We start from the raw sequence: 18,086 nt of genomic DNA, 5'->3' as shown, positions 1-18,086 counted from the left end.
CGCAAATCAAGTTGTGCAAAAGGCAAACCGGACGAAAGTCCGGGACGCAAAGCTTCCGGTCTAAGGGTCAGCAGTACCTAAGATAGCGGGGCCACCACAGGTTGTTTCGTCCATGGGCCAAGCCATGGAGCGATGTTGTCTGCGTTACCTGTCAGGTTGGCGTTGCCTTTTTCGTTATTTATTCCAAGAACGAAATAAGGATATTCAACTATGTTAAGTCCAAAACCCTCAGTACTGGCGTTGTTGGTCGGGGGTCTGTGTGCCTCCTCCGCCTTCGCTGCCGCCCCCGGCAAACCCACCATAGGCTGGGGCGAAACCAAGTTCGCCATCGTCGAAGTGGATCAAGCCGCCACCTCCTACAACAAGCTGGTCAAGGTACACGCCGATGGCGCGCCGGTCAGCGTGAGCTGGAACCTCTGGTCCGGTGATGTCGGCCAGACCGCCAAGGTGCTGCTCGATGGCAAGGAGGTGTGGTCAGGTGCCGCCTCCGCCGCCGGCACCGCCAACTTCAAGGTGACCAAGGGTGGCCGCTACCAGATGCAGGTGGCCCTGTGCAACGCCGACGGTTGCACCCTCTCCGACAAGAAAGAGATCCTGGTGGCCGATACCGACGGCAGCCACCTGGTGCCGCTCAAGGCGCCGCTGCAGGAGAACAACAAGCCTTACGCCAACAAGTCCGGCAAGGTGGTGGGGGCCTACTATGTGGAATGGGGCGTCTATGGTCGCAAGTTCACCGTGGACAAGGTCCCGGCCCAGAACCTGACCCACATACTCTACGGCTTTACTCCCATCTGCGGCGGCAATGGCATCAATGACAGCCTGAAAGAGATAGCGGGCAGTTTCGAGGCGCTGCAACGCTCCTGCGCCGGGCGCGAGGACTTCAAGGTCTCCATCCACGATCCCTGGGCCGCCATCCAGATGGGGCAGGGCAATCTCACTGCCTATGACGAGCCCTACAAGGGCAACTTCGGCAACCTGATGGCGCTCAAGAAGGCCTATCCGGACCTGAAAATTCTCCCCTCCATCGGCGGCTGGACCCTCTCCGATCCCTTCTTCTTCTTCGGTGACAAGACCAAACGCGACACCTTCGTCGCCTCGGTGAAGGAGTACCTGCAGACCTGGAAATTCTTCGACGGGGTGGATATCGACTGGGAGTTCCCGGGTGGTCTGGGGGCCAACCCCAATCTCGGCAGCGCCTCCGATGGCGAGACCTATGTGCTCCTGATGAAGGAGCTGCGCGCCATGCTCGACGAGCTGAGCGCAGAGACGGGTCGCACCTACGAGCTCACCTCCGCCATCAGCGCCGGCGGTGACAAGATTGCCAAGGTGGACTATCGCGCCGCCCAGCAATACATGAATCACATCTTCCTGATGAGCTACGACTTCAACGGTGCCTGGACCAATACCGGGCTGGGCCACCAGACAGCGCTCTATGAGGCGAGCTGGGATCCCAACACCAAGTACACCACCGACAAGGGGGTCAAGGCGCTGCTGGGCCAGGGCGTGGATCCTGGCAAAGTCGTGGTGGGCGCGGCCATGTATGGCCGTGGCTGGACCGGCGTCAGCGGTTATCAGGGCAACAACCCCTTCACCGGCACAGCCACAGGCCCCATCGCGGGCAGCGAAGCGGAAGGGATCTGGGAGAAGGGGGTCATCGACTACCGCGGCATCGCCAAGGGCAAGATGGCCGGTGACTGGCAGTACAGCTACGACGAGGTGGCCGAGGCGCCCTATGTGTTCAAGGCCTCCACCGGCGAGCTCATCACCTTCGATGACGATCGCTCGGTCAAGGCCAAGGGGCAGTATGTGCTGGCCAACCAGCTCGGCGGCATGTTCGCCTGGGAAATCGACGCCGACAACGGCGACATCCTCAATGCGATACACGAGGGGCTGGGCAACGGCGAAGGCACAACACCGCCGGTCAACAAGCCGCCTGTGGCCAACGCAGGCAATGACCTCGCGGTGACGGGGCCGGCCGAGCTGGTGCTGGATGGTTCCTCTTCCCGCGATCCGGAAGGGGCCGTACTGAACTACAGCTGGACCCAGATCTCCGGTCCCAAGGCGACCCTGAGCGATGCCAGCCAGGCCAAGGCCAAGGTGAGCGTCGATGCGGTCAGCCAGGATGTGAATCTGGTGTTCGAGCTGACGGTGACCGACGATCACAACCTCAGTGCCAAGGATCAGGTGGTGGTGACCAACAAGGCGCCGCAACCCAACCTGCCGCCTGTGGTGACGGTGCAGGACAAGGTCTCGGTCCAGGCCGGCAAGCAGGTGAGCATCACAGCCAGCGCCACCGACCCCAACGGTGACACCCTCAGCTATCAGTGGAGCGTGCCGGCAGGCCTGACCGCCAGCGGTCAGAACAGCAAGACCCTGGTGGTGACTGGCCCTGCCGTGACAGTGGAGACCGGTTATGACCTCACCGTCACAGTGACCGACGGTGCCCTGGATACCCAGGGCAAGACCCGCCTCACCGTGACCCCGGTCAGCGGTGGCGGCGACTGCAACGCCACCGATCCGGATGCCGCCAACTGGCCGGCCTGGAAGGCCGCGACCACCTACAACGGTGGCGAGAAGGTGAGCCACAACCAGCTGGTGTGGCAGGCCAAGTACTGGACCCAGGGCAATGAACCGAGCCGCACCGCCGATCAGTGGAAGCTGACAAGCCAGGTGCAGCTGGGCTGGGATGCCGGTGTGGCCTACAACGCCGGTGACCTGACCACCCACAACGGTCGCAAGTGGAAGGCCCAGTACTGGACCAAGGGCAATGAGCCCGGCAAGCACGACGTCTGGCAGGATGCAGGCGCCGCCAGCTGTAATTAACTTCTTTGTCAACTAGCCTTTCTGTGAACCAACCGGGGCATGCTTGCATGCCCCTTCTTTTTCCCACAACAACAGCGAGCGTCATGATGACCATACACACTACCCGTATTGCCAGCCTGATCACCGCAGTGCTGGCAAGCGGTTCTCTGCTGGCCGCTACTCAGGCTGTCCCTGCCCTGATCTTCGACGGCACCCAGCCACAGAACGATCTGCAAGGTTCGCTGGCCGCCAGGGTGCAGTTTGCCCAGAGCCAGATCCTGCCCGCCCATCCGCGTGAGGGGGACAATCAGCCCCATCTCACCGCCCTGCGCAAGAGCCTGTTGCTGGTCAGACCGATGCAAGCCGACAGCACAGCTCCCATGGTGGTGATGGCCTATGATGGGACGGGTAAGTTGCTTGGTTCTATGGGTCTCAATCCCCCCTCTCGACTACCCAAAACCGCCTACTACCTGGAAGGTTCTCCCGAGGAAGGGGTCGATTTCACTCCGGGCCCCGGTACCACGGGCGTCATCAACAGCAGCAGCGAATTGGCACAGCTGGGCGATCCGGGCGGCGCCTTCCTGCTGAGCAAGTTGCGACTCCATGCGCTTGTGTCCATCCAGACCGCAGACGGGCGCTGGGTGCGCAACATGTATCTGCCGACAGATGGGACGCTGGAAGGCAAGATGGTGCGCCTCGCCTCCAATGCCGGCTACGACTCGACCGTCTTTTTCAGTGGCCGCCAGGTGACCCTATCCCGCGGCCAGAGCCAGCAGTTCAAGTTCGTGCGTGGCCAGTGGATCCGCGATGGCGAGCTGGAAAACAACGGTATCACTTACGCCAGCGATGCGTGGAGCGGGGTATTGCCCTCCAAATGGATAGTACCTGGACTCAGCTTGTGGTTCAGTCATAACCAGCTTCACGGCGAGCTGACGGACCTCAAGGTGGGGGCGCCGGGTGAGCTGCTGATCCACACCATAGACATCGGCATGCTGACCAACCCGCGCGACCAGTTTGCCTTTGCCAAGGACAAAGAGGCCCAGCGGGAGTATTTCCAGACCATTCCCGCCAGCCGGCTCATCGTCAGCCAGTACGCACCCCTGTCACTGCCGGAGGTGATGCTGCCGGATGGCACCCTGCTCACCGACTTCGATCCGAGCGAGGGGGGATGGCACGAGGGCACCATGCGTCAGCGCATCGGCAAGGAGCTCATCTCCCTTGGCATCGACAATGCCAACTACGGCATCAACAGCACGGCCGGTGAGGGGGAGAGCAGCCATCCCTATGTGGTGGCCCAGCTGGCCGCCCACAACAGCCGTGGCAAGTACGCCAACGGGGTACAGGTGCATGGCGGCTCCGGCGGGGGCGGCATAGTCACCCTGGACGCATCCCTTGGCAACGAGTTCAGCCACGAGGTGGGTCACAACTACGGCCTCGGCCACTACGTGGACGGCTTTGCCGGCTCTGTGCATCGCAGCGCCGACCAGATCAATGCCACCTGGGGCTGGGATGGCGACAAGAATCGCTTCATCCCCAACTTCTTCGCGACCCGCAGCGGCCAGAGCACCTGCCTCGACGGTCAGTGCCAGGCTCCCTTCCATGACCGCACGTTTGGCCTCGATGCCATGGCCGGCGGGGCGCCGCTCTCCGGCTTCAACCGCTTCACCCTCTACACCCCCAACTCGGCGGCCATCATCCAGCGCTTCCTAGAGAGCAAGGCGGTGTTCGATGCCGGCTCGCCCACAGGTTTCAGCAAGTGGAACGAGAGCCATGCCAGGATGGAGCCTTACCGGCACAGGGTCGATCTCTCCGAGCAGATCACGGCACCTGTGAGCGATCTGGGCGAGGTGAGGCTGGCGGCCCTGCTGGCCGAGTACGATCTGGTCAAGGTGGCCATGTGGGATGGCAACTGGACCCGCAACATTCAGTTGCCGCCGGCCTCGGCGGTCAATCGCGGCCGCGTCGTCAGCATCGATCACGACGCCGGCTACAACAGCACCCTCTTCGTCAATGGCCAGCAGATCACCGTCTCGCGCGGCTTCAAGAAGAGCTACCGCTCGGACGGCAGCCGCTGGAACGAAGGGCCGCCGGCGGACTTGGCGGTGGATCGCAAACCCGTGGCCTTCGGGGTACCGGTGACGACCCTGGTCGGTTATTACGATCCGCAGGGGCAACTGCCGAGTTACCTCTATCCGGCGCTGCACGGCGCCTACGGCTTTGCCTATGGCGATGACGGCGAGCGGCTCGGTAACAGTGATTGCCAACTGCAGGTGGAGACCCGCGATGGCCTGCTGCGCTTCCGGCTCGCCAATCACCGCCTGAGCGCCAACGTGATGAACAAGTTCCACGTCAACGTACCTACCGCCAGCGAGCCGCGCAGCGCCAGCCTGCTGTGCCGCAACCAGCAGCAGAACGAGGCCCAGCTCGCGCCGGCACCGGCCGGGCTCGGCTACACGGTCAACGGCATGCCGCTGGCGGTGCGCTGAGACGTTTTTTCCTCGCGCAACGCGAGGTGCCACTGGCGGGGGCCAAGCCCCGCCTTTTATCTAGCAAGAGGTAAAGATGATGATAAGAAAGTCCTCTGTGGCCAGCCTGCTGGCCGGACTCTGTCTGAGCGGTCAGCTGTGGGCCGCCGCCCTGTATGACATCAATCAGGGATACGGTGGCGGCAGCCAGGTCAGTTTCAACGGCAAAATCTATGAAGCCAAGTGGTACGCCAATCCGGGCCAGAGCCCTGGGCTGCAGGTCGCCAACGAGTGGGACTCTCCGTGGGCCCTGATGGGTGACGGCGAGGCGACCCCGCCCGATGGCGGCGCTGGCATCACGCCTCCGGTGGAGGGGGGCAGCGGTGCCACCGAAGGCTCGCCCGTCTACCTGAGCCAGAGCGAGCTGGATGCCAAGGAGAAAGCGCTCACCGACTTCCCGGCCATGGCGGCAGTCAAGGCCTCCATCGCGACCCGTGACAACGCCGTGGTCGAGGCGGTGGCCCCAGGGTTGCCGCTCAATCCCGCCAACGTCAAGCGGGTCGAGGGGTTGATCAGCGAGTCGCAGTTCAACTTCCTGTTCCCGCTGCGGGCCCCGGAATACACCTATCGCGGCTTCTTGCAGGCGGTGGCCAAGTTCCCGGCCTTCTGCGGCGACTACAGCGACGGGCGCAACGCCGAGGCCATCTGCCGCAAGTCGCTGGCCACCATGTTCGCCCACTTCGCCCAGGAGACCGGCGGCCACGAGAGCTGGCGGCCCGAGCCCGAGTGGCGCCAGGGGCTGGTGTGGGTGCGGGAGATGGGCTGGACCGAGCAGATGCGCGGCGGTTACAACGCCGAGTGTCGGCCGGATGTGTGGCAGGGCCAGCAGTGGCCGTGCGGCAAGTTCGAGAATGGCGAGTTCAAGAGCTACTTCGGTCGTGGCGCCAAGCAGCTGTCGTACAACTACAACTACGGTCCCTTCTCCGAGGCCATGTTCGGCACAGTGCGTACCCTGTTGGACAACCCGGAGAAAGTGGCGGACACCTGGCTCAACCTCGCCAGCGCCGTCTTCTTCTTCGTCTATCCGCAGCCGCCCAAGCCCTCCATGCTGCATGTGATCGACGGCACCTGGCAGCCCAATGCCCATGACAGGCAGAACGGCCTGGTGCCGGGCTTCGGGGTCACCACCCAGATCATCAACGGCGGGGTGGAGTGCGGCGGCGCGGCCGAGCACGCCCAGTCCCAGAACCGCATCAATTACTACCAGGCCCAGGCCCAGTATCTGGGGGTACCCGTGCCGGCAGACGAGGTGCTCGGTTGCAAGAATATGAAGTACTTTGACGAGGCAGGCGCCGGCGCCCTGCCCATCTATTGGGAGAACGACTGGAGCTATGTGCCGGGCAACCCCAACGGCGGCAAGAGCTACGCCTGCAAGCTGGTGGGCTACCAGACCCGCTTCAGTGCCTTCAAGGCGCGGGACTACAGCCAGTGCGTGCAGCACTTCTTCCCCGAGGTGGTGATAGAGGACAACGGCGGTGGCACCAACCTGCCGCCGGTGGCCAATATCAGCGGCCCGAGCGAGGCGCTGGGCGGTGCGACCGTGCTGCTCTCCGGCCAGGGGTCGAGCGATCCGGAAGGCAAGCCGCTCGGCTATGCCTGGACCCTGCCCGCCGGGGCCAGCGCCTCGGATCTGAGCCAGTCCACCCTGAGTGCCACCCTGCCGGCTACCCCGGTCAGCGACACCCGCTACGGCTTCGTGCTCAAGGTGACCGACGAGAAGGGGCTCAGCCGCAGTGCGGCCCACGAGATCCTGATCAAGGGCAGCGGCGGTACCACGCCGCCCGATGGCAACCCGCCCTACAAAGCCGGTACGGCCTACAAGGCGGGGGACAAGGTGAGCAACCTGGGCGGCAACTACCAGTGCAAGCCGCACCCCTACACCGGCTGGTGCGCGGGCGCTGCCTGGGCTTATGAGCCCGGCAAGGGCACGGCCTGGGGGGATGCCTGGATCAAGCTGTGACGTCTGTACTCGTTCAATAAAAAAGGCCCGTCAGGGCCTTTTTTCATGGGAGGACGCGCCATCAGAGCGGCTTCTGCCACAGGCTCAGCAGCAGATCCTGTTCCAGCTCGTCCGGTCCCTGCTGGGTAAAGGCGTGGCGCTGTTCCCCGCTGGCGCGCCAGCCGAGGCGGCTGGTTTCCAGGATGAAGCTGCGCAGGGACTGATCCATGGTCATGGCGAACTGGCAACGCTCCTGGCCCAGGGGGGTGAGACCGCCGAGGGTGGGCCAGCTGAGGGGGTGTTCCATGCTCACCGGGTTGAGGCTGACCCTCAGCTGCCACTGGTGGCGCGGGCCCGGTTGCAGGTAGAGCAGGTAACCACCCGGTGCCAGCCAGCTGACCAGCTGTTCGGTCTTGACCTTGAGGTCGTTGACCAGCAGCACCTGGGCCGTACCCGGCAGGATAGGGGCGCGGGCCGGATCGGCGATGACGAACTGAGCGTCCGGCTGCGCCTTGTTGGCGGCGAAGATGGTGTTCTTGGCGATGTCGACGCCGGCAAATTGCCAGCCCGGCAGGCGCTCGGCCAGGGCGCGGCAGTAGTAGCCTTCGCCGCAACCCAGGTGGATCAGCTCGCGGGGGCCGAGCGGGGCGAGCATGGCCGCCATGGCATCCACCAGCGGCGCCTGGTGACCCTGTTCCAGGAAGTTGCGCTTGGCGCGCATCAGGGCGCGGCTGTCACTGTCCTTGGGGTTCTTCTTGCCGGGAATGAGATCCAGATAGCCTTCTGGAGCCGGATCGAAATGGTGCTTGTTGTCGCAATAGACCCCGCGGGATGCTTCGTGAAGATGCAGGGGACTGCGGCAAAGGGGACATTGAAGATGCATACACACTCGCTTGGTTGAGGCCGGGGAAGGGCGTGCAGGATTATAGGGGAGACGATCAGAAAAGGCTGCCGTGGCAGCCTTTTTTATCCAACGGCCCTGTGCTGAGCCGTCAGGGAACCCTGTCAGCGGGTGCCAAACACCACTATGGTCTTGCCGTGGGCGGAGATCAGCTCCTGCTCTTCGAGCATCTTGAGGATCCGGCCTACGGTTTCGCGGGAGCAGCCAACGATCTGGCCTATCTCCTGACGGGTGATCTTGATCTGCATGCCATCCGGGTGGGTCATGGCATCCGGCTGTTTGGCCAGATTGAGCAGGGTCTGGGCGATCCGGCCGGTGACGTCCAGGAAGGCCAGGTTGCCGACTTTCTGACTGGTGTGCTGCAGTCGAGTCGCCATCTGACCGGAGAGACGCATCAGGATTTCCGGATTGACCTGGATCAGCTGACGGAACTTCTTGTAGGAGATCTCGGCTACTTCACAGGAGCCCTTGGCGCGCACCCAGGCGGAACGCTCCGGATTCTCGCTCTCCTCGAACATGCCCATCTCGCCCAGGAAGTCGCCCTGGTTCAGATAGGAGAGGATCATCTCCTTGCCTTCATCGTCCTTGATCAAGACGGCCACAGTGCCCTTGACGATGTAGTAGAGGGTTTCCGCTTTCTCACCCGCATGGATCAGGGTGCTCTTGGCGGGATACTTATGAATGTGGCAGTGCGACAAGAACCATTCCAGGGTGGGATCGCTTTGCGGTTTGCCAATGACCATGAGAATTCCTCTGTAGTGTCTTTTTATGGACTCGTGCGTCCGGGCAAGCTGCCAACCTTGCCATTCCTTGTATTAGTCGCAGTAGGATAAGAGCCTTTGTCTGTGCTGACAAGGCTTTGAGGGCTTTTGCCAGATCCCCTTGTTGCCTGCTGCGCTATCCCGCCCATTTTAGGGAAGATGGCGGCATCAGATGTTGATTTTGATCTAGTTCGCCTGCAAGTTCGCGAAAATGGCTGACATGTGCCGCTGCAGCTCCGTCTGGGGTATGCTATGTCAGTCAGATCTGTCGTCATATAAGAGGAAATGTGAGATGAAAGCCAAGGTCAGCTGGGTGGAAGGCATGAAGTTTGTCGGCGAGAGTGAGTCCGGTCATCAGGTGACCCTGGACGGCGCCAACCCCGGCGAAGGTGCCAGCCCGATGGAGATGATCCTGCTGGCGGTAGGCGGTTGCAGCTCGATCGACGTGGTCTCCATCTTGGAGAAGGCGCGTCAATCCGTGACCGCTTGCCATGTGGAGCTGGAAGGGCAGCGAGTGGAGTCGGTGCCGCGGGTATTCGAGAAGATCCACCTCAACTTCGTCGTGACCGGCAAGGGGCTGGCGGAGAAACAGGTGGCCCGCGCCGTGGATCTGTCGATGGAAAAGTACTGTTCCGTTTCCCTGATGTTGGAAAAAGCGGTAGAAATTACCCATAGTTATCAAATTCTTGAAGCCTGATAGCCGTGACTCTTCCGATTGAATAACACCATGACATAAGGAAAGTGCAATGAAAAACATGATCGTGTTACTTCCCCTGCTGGGGCTGGCGGCCTGCAGCATGCCGCAACCGACCCAGTACCAGTACAGCCAGTACCAGTGCGGGGAAGAGTTGTTGGCCGTGACCTATGATGCCCAGGCCGACATGGTGCAGTTCCCCTATGCCGGCGTGTATCACAAGCTGGGCCGGGTGGAGGCGGAATCCGGTGCCAAGTATTCCGACGGTGTCACCACCTTCTGGAATCAGGAAAAGCAGGCCCTCCTCACGCAGAAAGGGGTGACCCTGCTGACCTGTCAGCGCAAGTGATCGTCATGGTGTGATCGCAACGGCCTGCTCGCGCAGGCCGTTTTGTTTTATGGGGAAGGGCGTCGTATCAGCGGGTCGGCAGGGCGTTCAGCATCTGGCTGGCCAGTTGCTGGCTCAGTTGCTGACGCTCCCCTTCGGCGATGGCCACGTCGCTGGCGAGGGAGATGGCGCTGCTCCACACCGCCTGCTGGGTACGCCGGTCGAGCAGCACTATGGCCAGGGTGCCCTTGCGATCGCCGGCCTTGGCCTGCAGCCCGGGCGTCATGCCGAGGCGGGCGAAGATCTCGCCATCGCTCAGATCCTTGCTGCCCGCGACGCCGATGGCGACCCAGACATCGGCCTCGGCGAGCGGCACGCTCTGCCAGCCCTTGCTGCCCAGCTCCTGGTTGACCGCCTGCTGCACCGGCTCCAGCCAGCCCTCGGCACTGTCACCCGCATACTGGAACTGCTCGGCCAGCGCGTAGCGCGGCGTCGCCCCGAACGGCCAGCTGGCCGCCGGTCGCACCACCATGGTGCCCGACTCGACGGTCGGGGCGGCGGGGCCGCTGCTGCAACCGCCCAGCAGGGCGGCCAATACCACAGAGAGAAACGCTAACCGCATCATAAACTCCTTGGCTCAGGTGATCTTGCCGGTTTCGAGCAGTTGCTGGATCAGCGGGCGCAGGATCAGCTCCATCGCGAAGCCCATCTTGCCACCCGGGACCACTATGGTGTTCATCCGTGACATGAAGGCGCCATCTATCATCGACAGCAGGTAGGGGAAGTCCACCTGCTTGATGCCACGAAACCGTATCACCAGCATACTCTCGTCCAGACTCGGGATCACCTTGGCACTGAAGGGGTTCGAGGTATCCACGGTCGGCACCCGCTGGAAGTTGATGTGGGTGCGGGAAAACTGCGGTGTGATGAAGTTGATGTAGTCGTCCATGGAGCGGACGATCGAATCGGTCACCGCCTCGCGCGAATGACCGCGCTCCGAGGTGTCGCGAATGAGCTTCTGGATCCACTCCAGGTTGACGATGGGCACAACGCCGATGAGAAAGTCCACGTGGCGGGCCACGTTGTGATCCTCGGTGACCACGCCGCCGTGCAGCCCCTCATAGAACAGCAGGTCTGTGTCGGCTGACAGGTTTTGCCAGGGGGTGAAGGTGCCCGGCATCTGGTTGAAGGGCACCGCCTCGTCAAAACTGTGCAGGTAGCGCCGATACTGGCCGCTGCCGTTCTGGCCGTACTCCTGAAAGAAGCTCTCCAGCAAGCCGAAGTCGTTGGCCTCGGGGCCGAAATAGCTGATGTGGCGCCCCTGTTCGCGCGCCTTGCGGATCGCCACGTCCATTTCCGGTCGGGTGTAGCGATGAAAACTGTCCCCTTCCACCACCGCCGCTTTGTACCCCAGCTGATGAAACATGGAGCGAAAGGCGTTGGTGGAGGTGGAGGTGCCGGCACCGGACGAACCGGTAACCGCAATGATGGGATGCTTGGCCGACATAGAATTCTCTCTTCCTTGGGAGTTCCGTTATAAAGGCATGTTCCGAGTGCGGTCAAGTGCGCCGCTTGTCGGTACTCTCTTGCAACAGGCAGCCTGGCGTGACACTTGTCACCGGGTACTCAGTGATGAAGGATGAGCGCAGGGGGAGTCGCGCCACAAAAAAAGGGCTGACGATGCAGCCCTGGTCGAGATGGCGGGAGACGAGCCGTCGTTTCGTATAGCCGGGGCTAGCTGGCGCCTTGCTTGCTCGCCGGTTTTATTCCCACCAGCACGGCCCCCAGCAGGATGAAGATCACCCCCACCGCCTTGCCCGGCTCCAGCGATTCGGCAAAGCTCGGTATGCTGACCGCCAGCAGATAGACCAGCGCATAGCTGGTGCTGAGCAGGGGATAGGCGATGTTGAGCGGGGTGGAATGCAGCGCCGCCAGCCAGCAGAGCAGCGACAGGGCGTAGCAGCCCACCCCGGCGAGGATGACCAGCAGCGGCAGCGGGTGGGCCAGCATGACGGCGAGATCCGCCTGCCAGGCGGGCAACTGGATCACCCCCCACTTCATGCCGAGCTGGGCCAGGGTCACCAGCAGTATGCTGCCGAGCACATAGAGATAGCCCTTGAGCGCGGGCTTCCCCGTCACCTCAGGTGCTTTGCCAACCCCACTCATAGCAAGCCTCCCAGCAAGAGGGCGCCAATGATGATGGCGCCAGCCCCCAGCCAGTTGTGATAGGTGATCTGCTCGTGAAAGAACAGCCGCGAGCCTATCAGCACCAGCACCAGATTGATGCTGAGCATGGGGTAGGCCATGCTCAGCGGCAGCCGCTGCAACAGGTAGATCCAGAGCAGCATGCCGCTGCCGAGGGCCGCCACGCTGGCGATCAGCCAGGGTGACAACAGCTTCTGCCAGTGGCTGCAGGGCTGACGCTGCCAGCTGATGACCGCCTGCTTTTGCAGCATCTGACCGCCGCAGGTCAGCAGGCATACCAGCAGCAGCAGCAGTATGTCCATCACTGGACCCCGTGGTAGATCAGCAGGGTCAGCCGATGACTCACGATCGTCTCGTCAGCGGGGGGCACGGGGCCCGTGTTGCCGTCCCGATCCGTCTTCATCAACAGGGCTACCTGACCTTTTTTACGCGCCTCTGCCAGCAAGGCAGGGAAGTCGGCGCGCGCCACGTAGCGCCCCTCGGCATCCGGGTAGCCCAGGCCGTAATGCACCTCGCCCTTGCTGTCGAACAGGGTGATCTCGCTGCGCCGGGTTTCCCAGGCGAGGGAGGAGGCCAGCCCCACATCGTTGGCCAGCAGGGTGGTGGACTGCATCAGCACGGCCTGGTTGGCCTCGATGAAGCGCTCCGGCAGCTTGGAGTCGATCAGGGACTGCGGCAGCGCCCAGGGCAGGCCTATGGCCAGCACCATGGGGCAGAGCGCGCTCAGGGTCCAGCGGCGGCTGACATCCTTCAACTGGATGAAACCAAGCAGAGCCCAGCCGGCGAAGATGACCATGGCCACCGCCAGCGCCCCATGATCCTCTTCGCCGTAGACGGCGTGGCTGGGGGAGAAGGCCAGCACGGCGAGCACCGCCAGGCAGATGAGGCCGAACAGGCCGTTCAGCCAGGCATTGACCCTGAAAGCTCGCTCTTTACCTTCCTTGAGCAGGTCGACGGCGCTGGCGGCCATCAGCATGGCCAGCGGGGCGAAGCAGGGCAGAATGTAGGTGAGCAGCTTGCCCTTGGCGATGCTGAAGAAGAGGAACGGCAAGATGACCCAGGCCAGCAGATAGAGGGTCTCAGGGCTTATCTTGCGATCCTGCCAGCCCTTGCGCAGAGCACCTGGCAGCAGGCCGAGCCAGGGCAGGGTGCCGAGTAGCCCCATGGGCAGGTAGTACCAGAACGGCGCCTTGTGCTGGGCGTTGTCCGCCGCGAAGCGCTGTATGTGTTCAATCCAGAAGAAGTAGTGCCAGTAGTCGGGCTCGCGCAGGTGCACTGCGATGGCCCAGGGAGCGGTCAGCAGGACCGCGCTCAGGATGGCCAGCGGCCCGAAGCGCACCAGCTCGAGCAGACGGCGCTGATAGAGGACGTAGGGTACTATGACGATGACGGGCACCGCCAGGGCGATGAAGCCCTTGGTGAGAAAGCCCATGCCGCAGGCGAGGCCGAACAGCAGGTAGCCGCCGATCCGGCTGCGCAGCGATCCCTCCTTGCGGATGATGTAGAAGCTGACCATGGCCGCGTTGAGCCAGAGGGTGACCATGGCATCGAGCACGCTGTAGGTGCCTATGCCGTAGACGATCAACAGCGACAGATAGATGAGGCTGGCGAGGAAGGCCTTGCGCCGGCACTGCCAGAGCTGCAGCGCGAACCAGAAGATCAGCACGGCGCTCAGGCCGGTGGCGGCGGCCGAGGCGAAACGCACGGCGAAGTTGGTGTCACCGAACAGCTGCTGGCTGATGCTGTTGAACCAGTAGCCGGCGATGGGCTTCTCGAAGTAGCGCAAGCCCAGGAAGTGGGGCACGACCCAGTCTCCTGTACTCACCATCTCCCGGCTTATCTCGGCGTAGCGGTTCTCGTCGGGGCTCCATAGCGGCCGCTGGTCGAGCGGCAGCAGGTAAAAGAAGAGAAAGAACAGGGGCAGGGCCCACTTGGTCAACGTCATGACATCCTCTGTAGCATTGTGTGGTGAGCGCAATGGTTCATCATGCCGCCCTCAGGGGCCCGATGTGCTGCGTCATGGTTCATCCTGCCACTGTCTGGTGGCCTGACTTGTTGTGTCTGGTCTATGCGTCTGCCTTGCAGCCAAGCCAGCCCTCTCGCCCTGGCAGGGTGCCGCGTACCAGCCGCCCGGCGCCCAGCTGACCGGAGTCGGATGGTAACAGATCCCCCAGCGGAACAAAGCGGATGCCGCGCTCCCTGGCTTCGCCGAGCAGGGCATCGAACTGCTCGGCCATGACGATGCCTTCCACCTCTGCGTGAATGGTGTAGACGTGAGGCGCCACCTGCGGCGGCGTGCAGAGCCTGCCCAGGATGAAAGCGTTGAACTGCGCCGCCGTCACCTCAGGGCCGACCACTTCATCGAAGGTGGGCAGATTGACCGGGATCTGCGGCGTACCGAGCCGCCCATCCTGCAGCAGGGGCCGAAACAGGCCGCTGCCGCGACAGTCGCTGTTGTAGCGAAAGCCGAAATGTTCCTTGGCCTGGGTGGTGAGCGGGTCTGCCCGCCAGCCGGCGGCGGCGGAGCAGTCCACCTCCCGTCCCAGGATCTGGTTGAGCGCATCCACCCCGAGCCGGGTCTGGCGGATCAGTTCGGCCTCGCCCCAGCGTCCTGTGTTGGCCTGCCAGCCGTGGTGATCCCAGGCGTGCAGCCCCACCTCGTGGCGGGCGCTGTCGGTGTCGCGCATCAGGGAGCCCAGCTGCTTGCCGATGGACTTGCCGGGCCAGGCGGTGCCGGCCAGCAGTATGTCCAGCCCATAGAGGGATGCTGCGTTGGAGCGCAGCATCTTCAGCAAAAAGCGGGGTTTGAGCAGGCGCCACAGGTGGCGCCCCATGTTGTCGGGGCCGACCGAGAAGAAGAAGCTGGCCTTGACCTGATGCTTGTCGAGCAGTTGCAGCAAGCGGGGAACCCCGTCACGGGTCCCCCTGAAGGTATCAACGTCGATCCGCAGACCCACATCAATCATGCTCGACTCCCGTGGTGACCGCCCCTTGCAGGAAGAAGTCCAGGGTCTTGCCTATGGTCTCTTCCATTTCGATGGTCGGTTCCCAGTCGATCAGGCGGCGGGCATTCTTGATGCTCGGACGACGGTGGGAGACATCCTGATAGCCATCGCCGTAGAAGGACTTGCTCTCCACCATCTTGAAGCCGGCAAACGGCGGGAAGTGGTGGCGCAGCGGGTGTGCCTCGAACTTGGTGAGCAGCACCTCGGCCATCTGCTGGATGCTGGCCTCGTTGTCCGGGCTGCCGATGTTGATGATCTGGCCATCACAGCGGTTGCCCTTGTTCTCTATGATGCGGAACAGGGCCTCGATGCCGTCCTCTATGTCGGTGAAGCAGCGCTTCTGGGCGCCGCCATCTACCAGCTGGATCGGGGTGCCGTCCACCAGGTTCAGGATCAGCTGGGTGATGGCGCGGGAGCTGCCGATGCGGGCGGAGTCCAGGCTGTCGAGGCGCGGGCCCATCCAGTTGAAGGGACGGAACAGCGTGAAGCTCAGACCCTCTTTCTTGCCATAGGCCCAGATCACCCGATCCAGCAGCTGCTTGGAGACGGAGTAGATCCAGCGCTGCTTGTTGATGGGGCCGACGATGAGGCGGGATTCGTCTTCATCGAAGCTGTGATCGTCGCACATCCCGTACACCTCTGAGGTGGAGGGGAATATGATGCGCTTGTTGTACTTCACGCAGTAGCGAACGATCTTGAGGTTCTCTTCAAAATCGAGCTCGAACACGCGCAGCGGGTTGCGGGTGTATTCGATGGGGGTGGCGATGGCCACCAGCGGCAGGATCACGTCGCACTTCTTGATGTGATACTCGATCCACTCGGTGTGGATGCTGATGTCCCCTTCCACGAAATGGAAGTTGGGGTGGCCGATGAAGCGCTCCAGTGCGCTGGCGCCTATATCCAGCCCATAGACCTCGTAACGGCCATCCTTGAGCAGGCGCTCGGTCAGGTGGTTGCCGATGAAGCCGTTGACCCCGAGGATCAGCACCCGGGTCAGCCGCTCCTTGCGCAGGGCATTGCTGGCCTTGGGGCCGAGCCGCATGCCGGCCACCAGACCCAGTTCACGGGCGAGCTGGGCGCCACGCACATAGAGGCCGCCTTCCGCCTGGCCGGCCACGATTTCCAGTACCCCTTCACCACAGGCGATGCGCAGCGGATCCTGGCTGAGGATGGTGCCGGGCAGCTTGTCGCTGGTCTGCTCGAGATGATTTGCCTTCCACACCGTCAGTTTGCGATCGCCGGCGAAGCTGAAGGCGCCCGGATAGGGCTGGGTGACGGCGCGCACCAGGTTGTAGAGCGCCCGGGCCGGGTTATCCCAGTGCAGCTCGCCATCGGCCGGGGTGCGACGGCCATAGTAACTGGCCTTGCTCTCATCCTGCGGGGTGAGCGAGATGTCGCCGGCGCGCAGTTTCGGCAGCTCGGCCTCCAGCAAGGTCCTGGCGGCGAGGCGCACCTTGCCGTGCAGGGTCAGCGCAGTGTCGGCGTCTTTTATCTCGACGGCCCGCTGGGCGACGATGGCGCCGGCATCGGGCCGCGCCGTCATCTGGTGCAGCGTGATGCCGGTTTCGGTCTCGCCGTTGACCAGACACCAGTTGATGGGCGCGCGGCCGCGGTAGGCGGGCAGCAGGGAGCCGTGCAGGTTGAAGGCACCGACGGTCGGAATGTCCAGGATCGCCTGCTTGAGCATGTTGCGATAGTAGAAGGAGAAGAGGGCCTGGGGCGCCAGCTCCTTGATGCGCTCGACCCAGAGCGGATGGTTGACATCCTCAGGGGAGTAGACCGGCAGATCGTGCTCGGCGCAGAGCTGGGCGACCGAGCCGAAGAAGCGGTTCTCGCCGGGATCGTCGGCGTGGGTGAAGACGGCCTGGATCTCGTAGCCTGCCTCGAGCAGGGCCTCGATACCGGTACAACCGATATCGTGATAAGCAAAGACGACAACTTTCATTATTCAGCTTCCTGTTGCGAAGGAGTGGAGGCGCTGCGCACGACCTGATGGATGAAGTAGCGGGGACGGGCGCGCACGTCTGTGTACATGCGGCCTATGTATTCCCCCAGCAGCCCCATGCCCAGCAGCTGTACGCCGACGAAGGTGAAGAGAATGGCAAAGAGCGTGAAGACGCCATCGGCGGCCCAGTCTGCGCCCATCACGAAGCGCATCAGGATCAGCAGGATGGAGAAGGTGAAACCTATGCCCGCCACCACGCTGCCGACTATGCTGAGCAGCCGCAGGGGGGTGGTTGTCATGCAGGTGACCAGGTCATACATCAGGTTGATGAGGTGCATCAGGCCGTATTTGGATTCCCCGTGGGCCCGCTCGGCATGGCCGACTTCCAGTTCTATGGTGCGACGGGCGAAGCTGTTGGCCAGGATGGGGATGAAGGTGCTGCGCTCCTGGCAGCAGAGCATGGCGTCTATGATGTGGCGGCGGTAGGCCCGCAGCATGCAGCCGTAGTCGCTCATGTGCACGCCGGTGGCTCTTTGCACCGATTTGTTGATGAGGCGGGAGGCGGTCTTGCGGAACCAGGAGTCCTGGCGGTTGCGACGCACCGTCCCCACCACGTCATAACCCTGCATGGCGGCCTCCACCAGACGGGGGATTTCCTCCGGCGGGTTCTGCAGATCCGCATCCAGGGTGATCACCAGATCCCCCTTGGCGGTCTCGAAGCCGGCCATGATGGCGGCATGCTGGCCATAGTTGCGATTGAGCAGCACCCCGACCAGCTTGCTGCCGTCTTTGGCGGCGGCCTCGCTGATGATTTCGGTGGAGCCGTCGTGGCTGCCGTCATCGATGAGGATCACCTCGTAATCCTGGGGCAGGAGCTCGCAGGCGGCCGTGACCCGGCTCAGCAGCACGGGCAGGCTGGCCTCCTCGTTGTAGACGGGGATGATCACCGAAACCAGCTTGATGTCTGTGTTGTTCACGTGT

15 protein-coding genes and 1 riboswitch are annotated in these 18,086 nt (G+C 62.9%); of the genes, 5 read left to right on the top strand and 10 right to left on the bottom strand.

The features are described 5' to 3' along the window. Window positions 1-11 precede the first annotated feature (11 nt). Window positions 12-99: riboswitch (cyclic di-GMP riboswitch) on the top strand. Window positions 100-210: 111 nt separating this feature from the next. The 3 genes from AACQ95_RS22040 (at window position 211) to AACQ95_RS22030 (ending at window position 7,287) form a co-directional block, all read left to right on the top strand. After that, window positions 211-2,823 carry a glycosyl hydrolase family 18 protein gene (locus AACQ95_RS22040; protein ID WP_241279979.1) on the top strand — a complete coding sequence of 871 codons (2,613 nt, stop codon included), beginning with the start codon at window positions 211-213 and terminating at the stop codon, window positions 2,821-2,823. 86 nt (window positions 2,824-2,909) lie between these two features. After that, entirely contained in the window at window positions 2,910-5,288 is a 2,379-nt protein-coding gene (locus AACQ95_RS22035) for a M66 family metalloprotease (RefSeq protein ID WP_241279977.1), read from the top strand. Window positions 5,289-5,364: 76 nt separating this feature from the next. Further along, on the top strand, window positions 5,365-7,287 hold the full coding sequence (locus AACQ95_RS22030) for a glycoside hydrolase family 19 protein (protein WP_277604434.1): 1,923 nt from the start codon (window positions 5,365-5,367) through the stop codon (window positions 7,285-7,287). 61 nt (window positions 7,288-7,348) lie between these two features. On the opposite strand, the gene AACQ95_RS22025 is transcribed toward AACQ95_RS22030, so the two are convergent. Beyond that, window positions 7,349-8,149, bottom strand: a complete 801-nt coding sequence (locus tag AACQ95_RS22025; RefSeq protein ID WP_241279975.1) for a putative RNA methyltransferase — start codon at window positions 8,147-8,149, stop codon at window positions 7,349-7,351. A 122-nt stretch (window positions 8,150-8,271) separates the two neighbouring features. Continuing rightward, window positions 8,272-8,910, bottom strand: a complete 639-nt coding sequence (gene crp / locus AACQ95_RS22020; protein ID WP_042870085.1) for a cAMP-activated global transcriptional regulator CRP — start codon at window positions 8,908-8,910, stop codon at window positions 8,272-8,274. A 310-nt stretch (window positions 8,911-9,220) separates the two neighbouring features. On the opposite strand from crp, the gene AACQ95_RS22015 reads away from it, so the two are divergent. Continuing rightward, a complete protein-coding gene (locus AACQ95_RS22015; protein ID WP_005311765.1) occupies window positions 9,221-9,625 on the top strand; it encodes an OsmC family protein in 405 nt (134 codons plus the stop codon). A gap of 49 nt (window positions 9,626-9,674) precedes the next feature. Then, on the top strand, window positions 9,675-9,971 hold the full coding sequence (locus AACQ95_RS22010) for an MliC family protein (protein WP_042870087.1): 297 nt from the start codon (window positions 9,675-9,677) through the stop codon (window positions 9,969-9,971). A 67-nt stretch (window positions 9,972-10,038) separates the two neighbouring features. Here the strand turns inward: AACQ95_RS22010 and AACQ95_RS22005 are convergent, their stop codons facing one another. From AACQ95_RS22005 to arnC, 8 genes are all read right to left on the bottom strand, one after another. Then, window positions 10,039-10,572 (bottom strand): DUF4136 domain-containing protein, encoded by a 534-nt coding sequence (locus AACQ95_RS22005; RefSeq protein WP_241279973.1) that lies wholly within the window; start codon window positions 10,570-10,572, stop codon window positions 10,039-10,041. A gap of 15 nt (window positions 10,573-10,587) precedes the next feature. Beyond that, a complete protein-coding gene (locus AACQ95_RS22000; protein ID WP_042870090.1) occupies window positions 10,588-11,457 on the bottom strand; it encodes a phosphoribulokinase in 870 nt (289 codons plus the stop codon). A 227-nt stretch (window positions 11,458-11,684) separates the two neighbouring features. Then, window positions 11,685-12,116: a 4-amino-4-deoxy-L-arabinose-phosphoundecaprenol flippase subunit ArnF gene (gene arnF, locus AACQ95_RS21995; protein ID WP_043135092.1), complete on the bottom strand. Its 432-nt coding sequence runs from the start codon at window positions 12,114-12,116 to the stop codon at window positions 11,685-11,687. Beyond that, window positions 12,113-12,457 (bottom strand): EamA family transporter, encoded by a 345-nt coding sequence (locus AACQ95_RS21990; protein WP_043135091.1) that lies wholly within the window; start codon window positions 12,455-12,457, stop codon window positions 12,113-12,115. Before AACQ95_RS21990 ends, arnF begins: the two co-directional genes overlap by 4 nt. Further along, complete coding sequence (gene arnT / locus AACQ95_RS21985) at window positions 12,457-14,100, bottom strand: lipid IV(A) 4-amino-4-deoxy-L-arabinosyltransferase (protein ID WP_241279972.1); 1,644 nt, start codon at window positions 14,098-14,100, stop codon at window positions 12,457-12,459. The genes AACQ95_RS21990 and arnT overlap by 1 nt, the downstream gene beginning before the upstream one ends. A gap of 121 nt (window positions 14,101-14,221) precedes the next feature. Further along, window positions 14,222-15,121 carry a 4-deoxy-4-formamido-L-arabinose-phosphoundecaprenol deformylase gene (gene arnD, locus AACQ95_RS21980; RefSeq protein WP_241279971.1) on the bottom strand — a complete coding sequence of 300 codons (900 nt, stop codon included), beginning with the start codon at window positions 15,119-15,121 and terminating at the stop codon, window positions 14,222-14,224. After that, the gene (arnA, locus tag AACQ95_RS21975; protein ID WP_241279970.1) at window positions 15,114-17,105 is read right to left on the bottom strand and encodes a bifunctional UDP-4-amino-4-deoxy-L-arabinose formyltransferase/UDP-glucuronic acid oxidase ArnA; all 1,992 of its coding nucleotides are present in this window, start codon (window positions 17,103-17,105) and stop codon (window positions 15,114-15,116) included. The genes arnD and arnA overlap by 8 nt, the downstream gene beginning before the upstream one ends. Beyond that, window positions 17,105-18,082 (bottom strand): undecaprenyl-phosphate 4-deoxy-4-formamido-L-arabinose transferase, encoded by a 978-nt coding sequence (gene arnC / locus AACQ95_RS21970; protein WP_098980609.1) that lies wholly within the window; start codon window positions 18,080-18,082, stop codon window positions 17,105-17,107. Before arnC ends, arnA begins: the two co-directional genes overlap by 1 nt. Window positions 18,083-18,086 lie beyond the last annotated feature (4 nt).

Source organism: Aeromonas sp. MR19 (genome assembly GCF_963899305.1).
Lineage (GTDB): Bacteria > Pseudomonadota > Gammaproteobacteria > Enterobacterales > Aeromonadaceae > Aeromonas > Aeromonas bestiarum.
Note: the sequence above shows the minus strand (reverse complement) of the source record. Positions and strands in the feature narration are given on the sequence as shown.

Bases quoted from the DNA above. Each gene is read 5' to 3' on its own strand.
- AACQ95_RS22010 (WP_042870087.1), top strand. From the start codon at position 9,675: ATGAAAAACATGATCGTGTTACTTCCCCTGCTGGGGCTGGCGGCCTGC.
- AACQ95_RS22025 (WP_241279975.1), bottom strand. From the start codon at position 8,149: ATGCATCTTCAATGTCCCCTTTGCCGCAGTCCCCTGCATCTTCACGAA.
- AACQ95_RS22040 (WP_241279979.1), top strand. From the start codon at position 211: ATGTTAAGTCCAAAACCCTCAGTACTGGCGTTGTTGGTCGGGGGTCTG.
- arnF (WP_043135092.1), bottom strand. From the start codon at position 12,116: ATGAGTGGGGTTGGCAAAGCACCTGAGGTGACGGGGAAGCCCGCGCTC.
- AACQ95_RS22035 (WP_241279977.1), top strand. From the start codon at position 2,910: ATGACCATACACACTACCCGTATTGCCAGCCTGATCACCGCAGTGCTG.
- AACQ95_RS22000 (WP_042870090.1), bottom strand. From the start codon at position 11,457: ATGTCGGCCAAGCATCCCATCATTGCGGTTACCGGTTCGTCCGGTGCC.
- AACQ95_RS22030 (WP_277604434.1), top strand. From the start codon at position 5,365: ATGATGATAAGAAAGTCCTCTGTGGCCAGCCTGCTGGCCGGACTCTGT.
- arnA (WP_241279970.1), bottom strand. From the start codon at position 17,105: ATGAAAGTTGTCGTCTTTGCTTATCACGATATCGGTTGTACCGGTATC.
- crp (WP_042870085.1), bottom strand. From the start codon at position 8,910: ATGGTCATTGGCAAACCGCAAAGCGATCCCACCCTGGAATGGTTCTTG.
- arnD (WP_241279971.1), bottom strand. From the start codon at position 15,121: ATGATTGATGTGGGTCTGCGGATCGACGTTGATACCTTCAGGGGGACC.
- AACQ95_RS22015 (WP_005311765.1), top strand. From the start codon at position 9,221: ATGAAAGCCAAGGTCAGCTGGGTGGAAGGCATGAAGTTTGTCGGCGAG.
- AACQ95_RS21990 (WP_043135091.1), bottom strand. From the start codon at position 12,457: ATGGACATACTGCTGCTGCTGCTGGTATGCCTGCTGACCTGCGGCGGT.
- arnT (WP_241279972.1), bottom strand. From the start codon at position 14,100: ATGACGTTGACCAAGTGGGCCCTGCCCCTGTTCTTTCTCTTCTTTTAC.
- AACQ95_RS22005 (WP_241279973.1), bottom strand. From the start codon at position 10,572: ATGCGGTTAGCGTTTCTCTCTGTGGTATTGGCCGCCCTGCTGGGCGGT.